The 16,148-nt window shown below is 35.2% G+C and carries 14 protein-coding genes; 1 reads left to right on the forward strand and 13 read right to left on the reverse strand.

Annotation, left to right across the window (positions count from 1 at the left end; translation table 11 throughout):
* Positions 1-212 precede the first annotated feature (212 nt).
* Positions 213-389, reverse strand: coding sequence for a hypothetical protein (locus FBR08_RS16725; protein WP_172462211.1), 177 nt, complete (start codon positions 387-389; stop codon positions 213-215).
* Between the two features lie 144 nt (positions 390-533).
* Between FBR08_RS16725 and fumC the strand changes: the two genes are divergently transcribed.
* Positions 534-1,925, forward strand: a complete 1,392-nt coding sequence (gene fumC / locus FBR08_RS02960; protein ID WP_158961339.1) for a class II fumarate hydratase — start codon at positions 534-536, stop codon at positions 1,923-1,925.
* A 116-nt stretch (positions 1,926-2,041) separates the two neighbouring features.
* Here fumC and FBR08_RS02965 read toward each other — a convergent pair whose 3' ends face one another.
* The 12 genes from FBR08_RS02965 to FBR08_RS03025 all read right to left on the reverse strand — a co-directional run bounded on the left by FBR08_RS02965 (position 2,042) and on the right by FBR08_RS03025 (position 15,548).
* Positions 2,042-2,566: a hypothetical protein gene (locus FBR08_RS02965; RefSeq protein WP_233266211.1), complete on the reverse strand. Its 525-nt coding sequence runs from the start codon at positions 2,564-2,566 to the stop codon at positions 2,042-2,044.
* A gap of 212 nt (positions 2,567-2,778) precedes the next feature.
* The gene (locus FBR08_RS02970; RefSeq protein WP_158961341.1) at positions 2,779-3,432 is read right to left on the reverse strand and encodes a hypothetical protein; all 654 of its coding nucleotides are present in this window, start codon (positions 3,430-3,432) and stop codon (positions 2,779-2,781) included.
* Between the two features lie 256 nt (positions 3,433-3,688).
* Positions 3,689-4,150 (reverse strand): hypothetical protein, encoded by a 462-nt coding sequence (locus FBR08_RS02975; protein ID WP_158961342.1) that lies wholly within the window; start codon positions 4,148-4,150, stop codon positions 3,689-3,691.
* A gap of 293 nt (positions 4,151-4,443) precedes the next feature.
* Entirely contained in the window at positions 4,444-5,076 is a 633-nt protein-coding gene (locus FBR08_RS02985; RefSeq protein WP_158961344.1) for a hypothetical protein, read from the reverse strand.
* Positions 5,077-5,164: 88 nt separating this feature from the next.
* Positions 5,165-5,815 (reverse strand): hypothetical protein, encoded by a 651-nt coding sequence (locus FBR08_RS02990; RefSeq protein ID WP_158961345.1) that lies wholly within the window; start codon positions 5,813-5,815, stop codon positions 5,165-5,167.
* 375 nt (positions 5,816-6,190) lie between these two features.
* On the reverse strand, positions 6,191-7,525 hold the full coding sequence (locus FBR08_RS02995) for an MFS transporter (RefSeq protein ID WP_158961346.1): 1,335 nt from the start codon (positions 7,523-7,525) through the stop codon (positions 6,191-6,193).
* 72 nt (positions 7,526-7,597) lie between these two features.
* On the reverse strand, positions 7,598-8,281 hold the full coding sequence (gene cmk, locus FBR08_RS03000) for a (d)CMP kinase (RefSeq protein WP_158961347.1): 684 nt from the start codon (positions 8,279-8,281) through the stop codon (positions 7,598-7,600).
* A gap of 17 nt (positions 8,282-8,298) precedes the next feature.
* The gene (gene porQ, locus FBR08_RS03005; RefSeq protein ID WP_158961348.1) at positions 8,299-9,321 is read right to left on the reverse strand and encodes a type IX secretion system protein PorQ; all 1,023 of its coding nucleotides are present in this window, start codon (positions 9,319-9,321) and stop codon (positions 8,299-8,301) included.
* 281 nt (positions 9,322-9,602) lie between these two features.
* Positions 9,603-12,074 (reverse strand): endopeptidase La, encoded by a 2,472-nt coding sequence (lon, locus tag FBR08_RS03010; RefSeq protein ID WP_158961349.1) that lies wholly within the window; start codon positions 12,072-12,074, stop codon positions 9,603-9,605.
* Between the two features lie 186 nt (positions 12,075-12,260).
* Entirely contained in the window at positions 12,261-13,274 is a 1,014-nt protein-coding gene (locus FBR08_RS03015; protein ID WP_158961350.1) for a hypothetical protein, read from the reverse strand.
* 92 nt (positions 13,275-13,366) lie between these two features.
* A complete protein-coding gene (locus tag FBR08_RS03020; RefSeq protein WP_158961351.1) occupies positions 13,367-14,668 on the reverse strand; it encodes an MFS transporter in 1,302 nt (433 codons plus the stop codon).
* 70 nt (positions 14,669-14,738) lie between these two features.
* Positions 14,739-15,548, reverse strand: coding sequence for a M48 family metalloprotease (locus tag FBR08_RS03025; protein ID WP_158961352.1), 810 nt, complete (start codon positions 15,546-15,548; stop codon positions 14,739-14,741).
* Between the last annotated feature and the right edge of the window lie 600 nt (positions 15,549-16,148).

Here is a 16,148-nt window from a genome sequence, read left to right on the forward strand (position 1 = left end):
GAGATAATATAAACCTTGTGAGATATATTCATCGAACACCAAAATAAATATTAACCAATGAGATAGAGAAGAAATGAGAGGTGGGTGGATTTTCGTTTAAAGATTAAATGCTCTTAAATCAGAAAAACTAAACCGTCAACTGTTAACTGTTCACCGTAAACAAAAAAGAGGCCATGCATCGCATGACCTCTTTTATTTCGTAAAATCAAATTCTACATTTGACTTTCTTCTAACTGCTGTTTTTTAGCTTTCTTCTCTTTTAATAACTCCATTGCGCCTCCAGTTGCCCAGTAGCAAGCGAAACCAATTAAGAATATCAAAAGCCAAAACGCCATTGTAATAACGGTCATGGCAACGATGAAACCTAAATACTGTTGAAATTCAAACATTTTATTCCTGATTTTTTTTGTATACGTCCCAAATATACATCCTTTTCTCGATTTGACAATACCTCTTATTTTATTTTACCCCTTCTTTAGAATCAAACTAAATAATTCAGTACCTTTAAGGTAATTTTAAATACAAATCACAACATGGACTATAGAATAGAAAAAGACACAATTGGAGAAGTACAAGTACCCAAAGACAAATATTGGGGTGCACAAACAGAGCGTTCGAGAAACAACTTTAAGATTGGACCCGAAGCATCCATGCCTCATGAAATTATTGAGGCTTTTGCTTATTTAAAAAAGGCTGCTGCTTATGCCAATTTTGATTTAAACGTATTGAGTCAAGAGAAAAGAGATGCGATTGCACAAGTGTGTGATGAAATTATTGCGGGAAAATTAGACGATCAGTTTCCTTTGGTGATTTGGCAAACGGGTTCTGGTACACAATCCAATATGAATGTCAATGAGGTGGTTGCTAATCGCGCGCAAGTACTAGCTGGTTTTGAGATTGGAGAAGGAGAACCGGTGTTGAAAGCCAATGACGATGTCAACAAATCACAATCTTCGAATGACACCTACCCTACGGCTATGCATATTGCAGCATATAAAGCAGTAATTGAATCGACGATTCCTGGGGTTACTCAACTAAAAAACACCTTGGCTGCCAAAGCGAAGGAATACAAAGACGTAGTAAAAATTGGACGTACCCACTTAATGGATGCAACGCCGCTAACCTTAGGGCAAGAAATTTCGGGTTATGTCGCGCAATTGGAACATGGCTTAAAAGCACTACAAAATACGTTACCTCATTTGGCAGAATTGGCTTTGGGTGGAACAGCTGTAGGAACGGGATTAAATACGCCTGTTAACTATGATGTCGTAGTGGCTAAACACATTGCGGATTTTACAAACTTACCTTTTGTTACGGCTCCGAATAAATTTGAGGCTTTAGCCGCTCATGATGCTATTGTAGAAACGCATGGTGCGCTGAAGCAACTAGCGGTTTCCCTCTATAAAATTGCCAATGACATCCGCATGCTGGCTTCTGGACCTCGTTCGGGAATCGGTGAGATTATCATCCCTGCGAATGAACCTGGATCTTCTATTATGCCAGGAAAAGTAAATCCAACCCAATGTGAAGCATTAACGATGGTAGCGGCTCAAGTGCTAGGGAATGATGTAACGATTTCATTCAGCGGTACCCAAGGACAATATGAATTGAATGTATTCAAACCTGTCATGGCAGCTAATTTTATTCAATCGGCAAAATTAATTGGGGATGCTTGTGTTTCTTTTGATGAGCATTGTGCACAGGGAATTGAACCTAACCACAAACGCATTCAAGAATTGGTAGATAATTCGTTAATGCTCGTGACAGCTCTAAATACAAAAATCGGTTATTACAAAGCCGCTGAAATTGCGCAAACGGCTCACGCTAATGGTACAACCTTAAAAGAAGAAGCGGTTCGTTTGGGCTATGTAACGCCAGAAGATTTTGATCTTTGGGTAGATCCGAAGAAGATGATCGGGAATTAGTTAACTGTTAACAGTTAACGGTTTACTGTTAACTGTTGAATTTTCTGTTATAAGAAATTATTTTAGTTAAAAACAAAAAAGCAGTAGAAAAAAATCTACTGCTTTTTTTATTAAATTTATTCTTTTTCGATTTCTAAAAAAGCTTTCCCATAATAGGGTTCTTTCATGAACTCTTTCATCGCTCTAGAAATTTTCAACGGAACTATATTACTTTCTATTTTTTGCGTATATAATTGATACCCTTCATCTTCTAGATTTCTTCTACCATAAAATTCATTCCCATGTCTTAACTGCTCCATTTTCTCTTTTTCAAGTTGATAGCTTAATTGGAAATTAGCAAATAAATTATCTGTGCTCTGATAGTATAAAGAACAAGAATAAATATCATTCTTAATAAATTGTATAGCTACTTTTATTCTTACTGAAGTATTAGATTCCATTAACAAGATGTCAACATTCTTAAAATTCTCCTCTTCCTTCATCGTTTTGAAACTAAATGAACTTTGTTTCACATCCATACAATCTGTCATACCTGTTCCTCTATTATTGCCAGGTTCCATACTGCTATCATACCATACCTCATTCAGTGAAAAATCTCCTCTTTTATCATAGTAACTATTAAAACCAAGATGTCGATCCATTGAAGTGTCTAAAGGAAGATAATAGTTTGTATTACTATGATTAAAAAATTCAACCGTAACCAAGCTATTATTTTCAATAGAGTCTTTTAAAATAGTTAAGGATATCTCTCTCTGAGTAGTATTCTGACCATAGAAGGATACTGTCATAAAAAACAATAATAAGTAATAGTGTTTTCTCTTGAAATAAGATCTTTTCATCTTTATATTATAATTTAAAATTGCCAATTATTACTGTTAACTTTGTTTAGATGATTTAAATAAATGGGATTGAATTCTATATAATTATCTCCCCAACTCATCTGCAATTGATACGCTTTCACCTCAGACATATGCAAAGAAGCTTTCTCATCATAGCGCCCATGCCAAATACCTCTTAATCCTGATACAACATCAATGACGTGGCTTAATTCATGTATCATGGTTAAAGTTAAACTTCTATAGCTGTTAAATACAGTGGAACGAAGTCTAACTTTTCCATCTGTAAGAGAATAATTAAAATCATCTCCTTTTTGTATCCATTTACTTCTTACTTGACCAACAGATTGATTCCCATTCTCATCATGAATCGTATTATCCACAATAAAATCAGGTTTTTGAGCAGCTTCGTAATATTCAGGAATTACGTTTGCAGCAAAATCATTTATTTTACTATGATCACGATATAAATCTTCTGCAGCATCATTTGGTTCATTATATCCTTTGGCTCTCAATCGTTTATCTACCCTTGCCTTATCAATTTCATGTTCTACCATATGCATCACATGATTCAACCCACTGGTAATCAACCCTTGTCGCATGCCCTGCCAAAAATCACCACCTGCAATAGTAGAAGAAATACCACCAGATAAACCACCACCAGCAATCATGGCAGCTTGGGTTTGAGGACTAAGTTATAATTAAACAGCAAGTAGATATAGTGTTTTTTTGTAATGATTTATGGATATAAAAATAGACTAAAATTACTAATTTAATTTTTTGAATATAATCCTAAAACTTAGAAAAGCAGTAGTAATGTTTGAAGATCCAAACTTTTTATTACCGCTTTTTTGTCTAATGGATATTTCTATCCTATTTAAAATAAGAACTCCATCCTATATCAACTCTCATAAAGAAAATACAAACTTACATTTGAATTAAAACTTTATAATCATTAAAACAAGTAACCAAAATACTTTGATCAGTGACATCGAAAGATTCAAATATATCTGGTAAATCTATTTTATCAATAATCTCAAAGGATTGTGTATCCATTTTAAGAATTTGAAGTTCTGTTATAACAAAAAGTAAATTATTGAATACTTGTGTATCATAAAAGAAAAAATCAAGTTTTACGTTATTAATAATAACATTTTCAATCATATTAATAACAATAAATTCAAGATCAATTCCTATCGTACAATATTGATTATTTATAATCTTTATTATTGGTTTAACAACATCACTTCCCCAAGCAAATTTGTAAGTAACATTATTAATTAAAATCGTGGCAAATGCTCTATCAGTCAAGTTATCGTCAAAGAGAACTTGTACATCAAGCTCTTGATATTTTTCTTTAGTAATTGTTTCTATGTTTAATACCTTCATCACTATTGTTTAAATATTTTTGGAATGATTGTCACAACAGATGGCTGACTCGTCATATTTCCATCTTTATAAAAAAAACCTACTGGACTTGGTAATTTGGGTTTGATTGCTAAATTACAACAAAACGCACATAGACTATATACTGCGTTCATTTTTAAAAATAGACAATTAAATATGCATCAAATTACTCATTATAAAGTATCTGGTTATAGTAAAAAAAGCAGTAGAAGATTGTTTTCTACTGCTTTTTATCATTCATGCATTGTGGACATTTTCACAAATACACCAAAATATTAGTCTTCTATGAAACATTGTCTATTATAGAAACTGGTAAAATAAACAGGTGAAGCTTTCTTCATCCATTCAATTTCTCTTGGAGTGCATTCAGAACTTAGATAATCATTTACTTCAATTATAAAATCACCATCACCCATATCTAATTTGTAAAAATATTCAACAACTAATAAAATTAAATCCAGCGTATCTTGGTTCTTTTTTAACGCAGTAAATACAGCACTTGAACAACACATAAAATGAACTAATGCAATTTTGAGAGAATCATCACCTCTATTAAACATCGTTTTAATAAATAACGCCAAATCAAAATAATCGTTATATTTTTTGTGTTGAAAATATACTGGAATCGCATCAAACTTGAAACGTGACTTATTATATAATTCATTGAATTCATCATCCTCATTGAGAAATACTTTCATAGAAAGATTCTCTAATTGACTCAGTTCTCTTTTTAACCAATCTAATTTATCAATTTCCTTATCGTATAATGTGATAAAAAACTCACATAATTCCTTGTGGAGAATACTATATTTTTGAGGTCCATTTGGGGAAATAATCAAATCTTGAAAAGCACTTTTAGGATCTGTTCTTCCACTCATCAAACGCAATAATTCTTTTATTTCATTCATATTTAGTTTGTATTTAGTGAAAGATATTCCGCTCACTAATTCACCTACTCTTTTTAATTCCTATTTTATAAAAAACCTTCTACTTTTATCAGATGCTTTCTTCATTGATATGTATAAGTACTTGATTGGATGGGATTTTTTCAAAATAAGGAATATATCCTTTTTTCTTGAGTTGTTTTAAAACCTTTTTATCAATAAACTTATGCATCAATTCTTGATTCAATTGATAGCTCAAATTCAAATTATAGGTATTCTCACTAACATTATACTGATAAAAATTATCCGTATTTTCAGTCCATCGCAATTTAAATGGAATTGTAATTACTTTTTCTTCTCCTTTCTTGAGCAGAATAAAATCCTCTTCCTTTTTATTTGCTAACCACGCCTTCCATGTATCAAGCTTACCAAAACCTCCTCCACATATTGAAGTTCCTTCACCTATAAAAGGAATTTGTTCATTTGTATCTAAATCTCTTAATAAAATTTTTGGGACAAAAACGGTTACTCGTTCAAAATCTACCATCAACATTTCATAAGACAGTACAGATACATCCCAAGGAAGAAAAATTGATTGGTCAGTTTGATTACTAATTCTTATTTCAAGTAGATCTCCATCTATTACTTCTGAATTTAAGATTTCTACTCTTACTCCAATTTGTCCATATCCAAGCGGAAGAAATAAAAAAAGGAAAACGAATTGTGTTACTTTTTTTATCATGTTATTTATTAATAGCTCCATTTATTCTCTTTTGCCATGTTTATATATTTTGTATGTTCTTGTGCATTATAAAGAAATCCTCCTTTATTTAAATCATATGCAAAGATATTATTGATTGTTCTTGCTCCCTCACAACCATTTCTTCTAAAGCTCTTTTCACTTTATCACCTTCTACAACCATATGCATCGCATGATTCAATCCACTCGTAATCAACTCTTGTCGCATACCCAGCCAAAAATCACCACTAGCAACCCTAACAGCTTGGATACAGCTACTAAATTACAACAAAATTCAATCTGATACATTCAATCTGGTATTTGACAACCCAACTGCTAAAACGAAAAAAGGAGATTTCAACCTACTGAAACCTCCTTTTTATATCAATTAATATCCTTCTAATGCGAAAGATTTTCTACATCCTCTGGTTTGTGTTTGTATTTGAAGACAATCGCAAATAAAATCGTCACAACTAAAGAGAATAAAGCGAAGATGATCCACGAATGTCTCCATCCTTCTACTTGCAATACCAAATCCTCTTGGCTGTATACATAGTGATTCACCACAGCTTGTGCTAAGAACATTCCGATGGTTGCCCCAAATCCGTTGGTCATCATCATGAATACTCCTTGAGCGGATGAGCGGATATCCTCACTGGTTTCGTTATCTACATATAAAGATCCCGATACGTTGAAGAAATCGAAAGCAATTCCGTACACAATCATCGATAAGATAAACATCCACACGCCATTTCCTGGATCTCCTAATCCGAATAATCCAAAGCGCAATACCCAAGCAATCATCGACATCAACATCACCACTTTAATTCCAAAGCGCTTCAAGAAGAACGGAATCAACAAAATACACAGGGTTTCTGAAATTTGAGAAAGCGAGATTAACGCATTGGCATTACTTGCTCCCCAAGTACTCGCATATTCGGGAATATTCTTAAACGTCGTAATAAAAGGATTGGCATAGCCGTTGGTAATTTGTAGCGATACCCCTAACAACATAGAGAAGATAAAGAAAATCGCCATTTTCTTTTGCTTGAATAAAGCAAAGGCTTTTAAGCCAAAGGCATCTGCTAAACTGCGCTTCTCACTCGATTTATTCACGGGACAATTTGGCAAAACAAAGCTGTATAAAAACAGGATTACCCCTAAAAATCCAGAAACGTAAAACTGGTGATAGTCTTGTTGAAAACTGATAAAATCAGGGCTACTACTGAAGTTGAATCCTAGAATTCCATCCGTATAGCCAAAGAAATTCACAAATAGCATGGCGATGATAAAACCGATGGTTCCAAAGGTACGGATCGGCGGAAAGGCCTTGATTACATCCAATTGGTTTTGTTTTAATACGGTATAAGCCGTAGAGTTGGATAAGGCAATCGTTGGCATAAAAAAGGCCACACTAATGGTGTATAGGGTAAAGATTGTTGTAAAATCTACGTTACTACCCGAAACATAGCCATAATACCCTGTGGCAAACATAAAGATTGCCGCTAATAAATGGTTAATTCCCAATAAACGTTGAACGGGGATCCATCGATCTGCCACAATTCCCATAATAGCAGGCATAAATATAGACACAATCCCTTGCATGGCATAAAACGAACCAATTTTAGGTCCTAATCCAATAGATCCTAAATAGTTTCCCATTGACGTTAGATACGCTCCCCAAACAGCAAATTCGAGGAAGTTCATAAACGTTAGTTTCAATTTTACATTCATAATTATATCGTGTATAGTGTGTAGAAACAAACCGCATGCGTATGCCCCATGCGCGTTTTTTCATGGATCATATTAAATTCTTTCTTTTACTAATTTCAGGATTAAATCGAATTGTTCTTCTCTGGACAAGTTTGAGTTGTCAATTTCGATAGCATCTTCCGCTTTTACTAAAGGCGAATCTTTGCGCGACGTATCGATTTCATCTCGTTCAACCACGTTGCGATATACTTCTTCATAGACCACCGAACTGTTTTTTTCCTGCAATTCTTTAAAGCGTCTTTCTGCGCGAATCTCAGGAGAGGCCGTCATGAAAACTTTCAATTCTGCGTCGGGAAAAACAACCGTTCCAATATCTCTACCATCCATGACAACGCCTTTTGCTCTACCTAGGTTTTGCTGTTGCTCTACTAATTTTTTTCTCACTTCTGAAACAGCTGCAATTTGACTCACAAACTGGGATACTTCCAGGGTGCGGATGAGTTCCTCCACATTTTCTTGGTTCAAGTAGATATCGGCATACCCTTTGGCTACGTTGTATTCAAAGTGTACATCAAAAGTATCTAATAGTTCAATCAATCGTGCTTCGTCAAAAGACTTGGACGAGATTAACCCCTTGCGCATGGCAAAAAGTGTCACGGCGCGATACATCGCACCGGTGTCAATATAGATATATCCCAATGACTTGGCCAGTGCTTTGGCTAACGTACTTTTTCCTGTAGAGGAAAAACCGTCAATCGCTATAGTTATCTTTTTCAAATTTGAAAAATTTACAATTAATTCATATCAATACGAACACCAAACATACTCGTGTTTGCTGCTGCGGTTTGGCGTGCATAAGAATAGTCGAATTTAAAGCGTTTGAGTTGTAACCCAACGCCCGCAGTGATTCCTGCGAAATGTCTATTGTCGACAATGCGCAATTCCTCTCCTTTTCGGAAGTTATATCCCAAGCGAAGTTGGAACTTCTTTCGAGGAAAGAGTTCTACTCCAACAATGAAATGCCGTAGTGCATTATTAAAAAAACCGACCTTTTCTTCTTTGAATTCTTCGTCTATAGACGTAGTGCCCCTATTGGGGTTTGAAAAGGACAAATCCCATTGTTGTAAATTATCTATTGTAATGTGCCAGCGCAAAGGTACATTTTCTAATTCTTTTGAAAGCGAAATTGCGACATCTAATGGCAATTTTTCTCGATACTCGGCATAGGTCTGTAGTTGAGCCCCTAAGTTTCTAGCAGTTAGCGCAAAATCCCATCGATCAATTTCATCCTTATACAAGACACCTAGGTCAATGGCTGCCCCAATAGACTGGTAAGACTCCATCGAGGAAAATACAAACTTGACATTGGCTCCTACATACCAATCGGATTGTTCAATTTGATAGGAAGACCCCAAGGTTAAAGCGACCTCATTCCCCTTAAAACTACCCGTATAACTGCCAAATTCATCGTATCCCTCTAAGTCTCCATAGTTGATAAAATTCACTCCGACAAAGAGATTTCGCTTGGAACGAAACGTTTTGGAATATCCCAAAGAACCGTAATTGGCTACGCCATATACTTTACTGAAACTCAAATCCAACTGATTATCCATCGCTTCATTAATCACGGCTGGATTCCAAAAGGCCTGCCCCACTTGTTCGGTAAATCCATAGTTTTTGCCTCCTAAAGCCGCTTGCCTAGGAGAAGAGGGTAAGTTCAAAAACTGATAGGTATAGTCTGCACCAACTTGACTATGCGCATCAGGCGATAGCAAGTAGAAAACGAATAAACAAATCCCTGCGATTGAATGCTTCATTTGAAGTTTTGTATTATGATGCTAATATATTACATTTTCAAAAACAATTGTAAAAGTTTGTTCATCGTGAGGTTTGCTCATCGTGAGGTTTATCTCATTAGGTTAATATTTTATATTGGTATTCGATGAATCTTCACTACGTTTCGATTTCCTCTCTCTTCTTTCTCATTTCGATTTGTGCTTTGTAGAGAATCGACAACTTCACAAAGAGCAAAGAGCAAATAACAAAAGGGTGACCTTTTGGGACACCCTTTTGTTATTTTATTGACTAAAGTTTACGCTTATTTTGCTTTTTCTGTGTTGAAGTTCTTTGCATTTTTTACTTTTTCTTTCAATAAAGCAATATCCAACACCTCTTCCATGCGATCAACGTAGTGGAAGGTTAATCCTTTCACATAGTCTTCTTTAATTTCTTCAATATCTTTTCTATTTTCTTTACACAAGATAATTTCCTTGATATTGGCGCGTTTCGCAGCTAGGATTTTCTCCTTAATTCCACCTACAGGTAACACTTTTCCTCTTAAGGTAATTTCACCTGTCATGGCTAAGTTCTTTTTCACTTTGCGTTGCGTAAAGGAAGACACCATCGAAGTCAACATGGTAATTCCGGCACTTGGGCCATCTTTTGGTGTTGCTCCTTCTGGCACGTGAATGTGAATCTTATACTGTTCAAACACATCCGATTCAATTCCGAATTCATCGGCATGAGCTTTGATGTATTCTAAAGCAATCGTAGCCGATTCTTTCATAACTGTACCCAGGTTTCCAGTAATGCTCAATCCGCCTTTTCCTTTAGAAATGATGGATTCGATATACAAGATATCTCCTCCTACACTTGTCCAAGCTAAACCAGTCACTACACCAGCTACATCGTTATTCTCGTATTTATCTGCTTCAAATCTTGGTGTTCCCAAGATTTTGCGAATATCTTCATCCGTTACTTTTGGATTGTACTCTTCTTCTAATACAATGCGTTTTGCGATACCTCTTGCTACATGAGCCAATTGTTTATTCAATCCACGCACTCCAGATTCACGCGTATAATGAGTAACAATAAATTCCATTTGCTTTTTGCCCACAGTTAAATCTTTGGCTGTTAACCCGTGTTCTTCTAGCTGTTTTGGCAATAAGTGTTGTTTTCCGATTTCCACTTTTTCTTCAATCGTATACCCCGTCATTTCAATGATTTCCATACGATCTCTCAAAGCAGGCTGAATCGTTGACAAGCTATTCGATGTCGCAATAAACATCACTTTAGACAAATCATAGCCCATTTCTAGGAAGTTGTCATAGAAGTCGCTGTTTTGTTCAGGATCCAACACTTCTAACAAGGCAGAAGAAGGATCTCCATTATTACTTACCGACAATTTATCAATCTCATCCAATAAGAATACAGGATTTGAGGTTCCAGCTTTCTTCAAGCTTTGAATAATACGCCCTGGCATTGCACCGATATAGGTTTTTCTATGTCCTCTAATTTCTGCTTCATCGCGTAAACCACCCAGTGAAATACGCACGTATTCACGACCTAACGCCTTGGCTATCGACTTTCCAATCGACGTTTTACCAACACCTGGAGGCCCGTATAAACACAAGATTGGAGCTTTCAAGTCATTGCGCAGTTTTAAAACAGCCATGTGCTCTAATACTCTTTTCTTTACGTCTTCAATCCCGTAGTGATCTTTATCTAAAATCTTTTGAGAGCGCTTTAAATCAAACTTATCCTCTGAATATTTCTTCCAAGGTAGTTCTAATAAAAGCTCTAAATAGTTGCGTTGAATTCCAAATTCAGCCACTTGAGGATTCATGCGTTGCCATTTCATCAATTCCTTGTCAAAACGCTCGCGTACCTCCTTGGACCATTTTTTATCTTTGCCCTTTTTGCGCATTTCTTCAAATTCCTCCTCATTCGAAAACCCGCCTAGTTCTTCCTGGATGGTTTTCATCTGTTGGTGTAAGAAATACTCTTTTTGTTGCTGATCTAAATCAATGCGCACTTTGGTCTGAATTGTGTTTTTTAGCTGTAGTTTTTGCAGCTCTACATTCATCAAACGCAACGTATCATAAGCGCGTTCTTTTAAATCGTTAACGCGTAATAAACGCTGTTTATCTTCCACTGACAAATTCAGATTCGAAGACACAAAATTGATTAAAAACGAATTGCTTTCTATATTTTTAACTGCAAAAGAAGCCTCTGTTGGAATATTTGGATTTTCTTTGATAATCTCAACTGCTAATTCTTTAATTGAATCTACCACAGCCAAAAACTCCTGATCATCCCCTTCTGGGCGAATTTCGTCGCATTCTTTTACCGTTGCTGTTAAATAAGGTTTTTCTGAAACTAAAGCCGCGATTTCAAATCGCTTTTTCCCTTGTAAGATTACCGTTATGTTGCCATCAGGTAATTTAAGGACTTTAATAATTCGCGCCACTGTTCCTTGGTGATGAATATCGTTTAAACCTGGGTCTTCCGTATCTTCATTGAGTTGAGCAACTACCCCAATACTCTTTCCTTTTTTATTTGCAGCCTCAATTAACTTAATTGATTTATCCCTTCCCGCAGTAATCGGAATAACTACTCCTGGAAATAAAACCATATTACGCAAAGGCAAAATTGGCAATTCAATTGGCAGTTCTTCATTATTCATTTCTTCTTCATCTTCCTGACTTAACAAAGGAATAAATTCAGAATCACCATCTAAGAAATCATCAAGCATCAAATTATCTAATGTTATTATTTTTTGGTTTGCCATATTATAAATATCACGTCATTTTGTCAGTAGCTAATAATACAAAGGTAACAACCAAAATCACAAGTCATTAACTATCAATTACTTTAACTACTTATTAGTTCTATACTACCCTAGTAGTTCAATCTTTATGCCATAAAAAAACCTCGCATAAAGCAAGGTCTTATGTCAGTTTATATACTTATCAAACTATAGTTCTGGAATCTCTGGACCAGTTCCTGGGCCACCAGTTCCTGGATCTGGATTGGTTATAATTACCTCTTTCATCGATAACTTTGCTTTGTAATCTCCAAAGTTCAACGTAATCATATCTCCTTCTTTTGATTTTAACTTGAAGGTAAATTTTCCAGCATATACTTTTTTATTGTCGATCGTTAAAGGTTCGATTTTATCGATTCTAAACACACTACCTACCAAATCTTCATCTTTGTCATTCGAAACGTAAACTACTCCATTTTCAGAAGTATATTGTACTTTTACTTTCGCATAATCATAGCTACCTATAGGAAGTGTTTTATCAAAGCTAATTTTTATCATTCGCTTGCGCATTGATTTACTTCTAGCATTCATCACAATCTCTCCATTTAGGATATCTCCTTCAAATTTAGAAAACACATCCATGTCTCTAAGATCTTCTCCATTAACATTGGCAAAAATGTACCCAGCCTCGTTCGTTCCAATACGCTCATAAGGAATATTCTCGAAACTTCCGGTAATTCTGAACGATTGATTCATGTATTGATTCAAAGGTGAAGGCAATAATAAGCTACTAAAGTTTCCACTTACTAGCATATCATTTCGATCTATATTGGTAATTTTAATTATTCCATTGTTTCGTTTCGGGTTCGCTAAATCAGTTGAATTAAAAAACTCAAAGCTGTTCTCGCCAACGCTATAAGTGTAATCTATGGTATTGATATTGGTTGGAAAATTTCCCACTTGAAACTTCAAGATTTTCATATCAAAGAAGTGTCCTTGTTTTAAATCGTCAATATAGAATTGGAATTCGCCATTCTCATCAACATAAGCATTAAACTTCTCTTTCTTAACAAAAGTTGTATCTGGAAGTGTAACTGTAAAATAAGCTGGTACTTTGAAATCTGGATCAACAAAATCATCATCTGAACTACTACATGACGAAACCCCAACCCCACATAAAGCTAACAAACTTGCACCAATCAATATCGAATAAATTTTCTTCATAATTTAATATTCTAATTACAGATTCAAATATATATATTTTAATAGATTTTAAATATTTTTTAACAAAAATAAATTAACAAAAAATCTTCTTTTTAATTCTTCCTATCTTTTACCCGCAATAATAAGAAAAAACCAACGATAAAAAACAGAATTAAAAATAAAATTGCATTTTGCATCTTCCCTGTTAAATCGCTAATTAATCCATAAATTGACATTCCCACCACAATTCCTATTTTTTCTGTCACGTCGTAGAAACTAAAAAAAGACGTGGTATCCGTTGTTTCAGGTAATAGTTTTGCATACGTAGAGCGCGACAGGGATTGAATTCCCCCCATCACTAATCCTACAAAAGCCGCGGCGACATAAAACTCATTGGGTGTCACAATGGTATAAGCATAAATACAAATAAAGACCCAAAGTACATTCAACACACACAGCGTTCGGATGTTTCCGATGCGTTTAGATAAACTAGCTGTGGTAAATGCGCCTAGAATAGCAATAATTTGAATGAGCATGATACTAACGATTAACCCCATACTACGCTGTTGATCATCGGCCCATGCAATTTCTTTTTCTCCAAAAAAAGCGGCGATTATCATGACCGTTTGCACTGCCATACTATACACAAAGAACGCAACTAAATACCGTTTTAGTATGGTTTGTTCTTTTAGCTGTTCCATTACTTTTTTTAATTCTTTAAATCCTTTAAAGAAAATTTCACGCGTCAGTTTTTTGTCATTTTTAAAATCGGGCAATCTTCTAAAAGTAATCTGACTGAAAGTCAGCCACCAAAGTCCAACTAAAATAAAAGAGAAACGCATGGCTTGTGTAGCGTCTTCAAACCCCAAGGTTTCCGCATTCATGATTAAACCTAAGTTCATCACTAACAAGAGTACACTTCCAACATAGCCAAGGGCATATCCTTTCGCGCTGATTCGATCTTGTTGTTCTTCAAAAGCGATATCGGGTAAATAAGAATTGTAAAAAACTAAACTTCCCCAAAAGCCGATTAATCCCATCATGTAAATCAACAAACTCAACCCAAAATAGTCTAAGCTAAAAAAGTAGAGGAGCATGCAAGAGATTGAGCCAATCGCACAAAAAAGCTTCATAAAAAACTTTTTGGTTCCCAAATAATCGGCAATTCCAGAAAGCAAAGGAGAGATAAAAGCAATCAACAAAAAGCCCAAAGCCGTAATGTAGCTGATGATGCTTTCGCTGTTCATCTCTATCCCAAAAAAAGAGTAACTATTGATTTCTCTTGCTCGGAACAACATACCATAGTACAGCGGAAAAATAGAGGAAGAGATAACTAATGCATAAACAGAATTTGCCCAATCGTAAAAGGCCCATGCATTTAATAATTTAGGATTTCCCTTTTGGAAGTTTTTCATACTATTGAATCTAAATAACCCACTAAAATAGAAAAAGCAACCTAGACCGGTCGCTTTTTTCTACTATATTTTAAAATGTCACGCCAAATTTGGCAGCTTCAGCTTTAGCAGCTGGAATTAATTTTTTCAGATTATCAATGCGCTCTTGGTTTGAAGGGTGTGTACTCAAGAACGAAGATCCCCCTCCTCCTCCACTATTGGCGGCCATACGGCTCCAAAATGAAACCGCTTCATCGGGGTTATACCCTGCAATCGCCATTAAGGTTAGTCCAATTTTATCGGCTTCTGTTTCATTACTTCGACTAAAAGGCAACATGGCTCCATATTGACTTCCTAATCCGAAGGCCATTCCCAAAGCTTGTTTGGTTGATTCCTTACTATTTGTCGTAGCAGCATCCAATCCCATAGCTGCAGCTTGCTGTAACATCGCCGCACTCATTCGTTGCTGTCCGTGATTTGCTAAAGCGTGTGAAACCTCATGCCCCATAACCGTAGCAATTCCAGCATCTGTTTGGCAAATTGGCAAAATCCCCGTAAAGAAAACGATTTTCCCTCCTGGCATACACCAAGCATTCACCTCTTTATCATCCACTAAGTTATATTCCCAACGATAATCTTGCAAATAAGTAGGATAGCCATTCGCTGTCAGCCATTTTTCAGCGGCTACGCGAATTTTATTTCCAATATCTTCAATGCGCTTGGCATCTTTTGTGCCTTTCACCACTTTGTGTTCTTTTAAAAAATCTCCATATTGCTGAAAAGACGATGGAAATAAAGAAGCATCGGACACAAAAGCCATTGTGCTTTTACCACTAAACGGATTGGTCTTACAACCACTTACCAAAAGAAGCACTCCCAAAGATAAAACTAGTTTTTTCATTCTATTTTTTCTTCAAAAATAAAACTATTCTTTTATGTTTAACAACAGGAAAGGGCTTTTTTGTTTTTTTGCTAGGTGCTTTTTTGTGGGGTGCTTTTTTGCTTTTTCGTTAGTTGCGTTTTTGTTGAACTTAATCTTTAGTTAGATCATTTTTCTTTTAACAAAAAGAAGATTTTATATACAAAGGGAAACTTTACGAAAAAGCAAAAATACAGAAAAGCAAAAAAGCCTTTTCGTTTTTTTGCTAGTTGCTTTTTTGTGGGGTGCTTTTTTGCTTTTTCGTTAGTTGCGTTTTTGTTGAACTTAATCTTTAGTTAGATCATTTTTCTTTTAACAAAAAGAAGATTTTATATACAAAGGGAAACTTTACGAAAAAGCAAAAATACAGAAAAGCAAAAAAGCCTTTTCGTTTTTTTGCTAGTTGCGTTTTTGTTGAACTTATTCTTTAGTTAGATCATTTCCCTTTCAATGAAAAGAAAATTGTTTATACAAGAGGTACTTTACAAAAAAGCGAAAATACAGAAAAGCAAAAAAGCCTTTTCGTTTTTTTGCTAGTTGCTTTTTTGTGGGGTGCTTTTTTGCTTTTTCGTTAGTTGCGTT

Source organism: Myroides fluvii (assembly GCF_009792295.1).
GTDB classification, from domain to species: Bacteria; Bacteroidota; Bacteroidia; order Flavobacteriales; family Flavobacteriaceae; genus Flavobacterium; species Flavobacterium fluvii_A.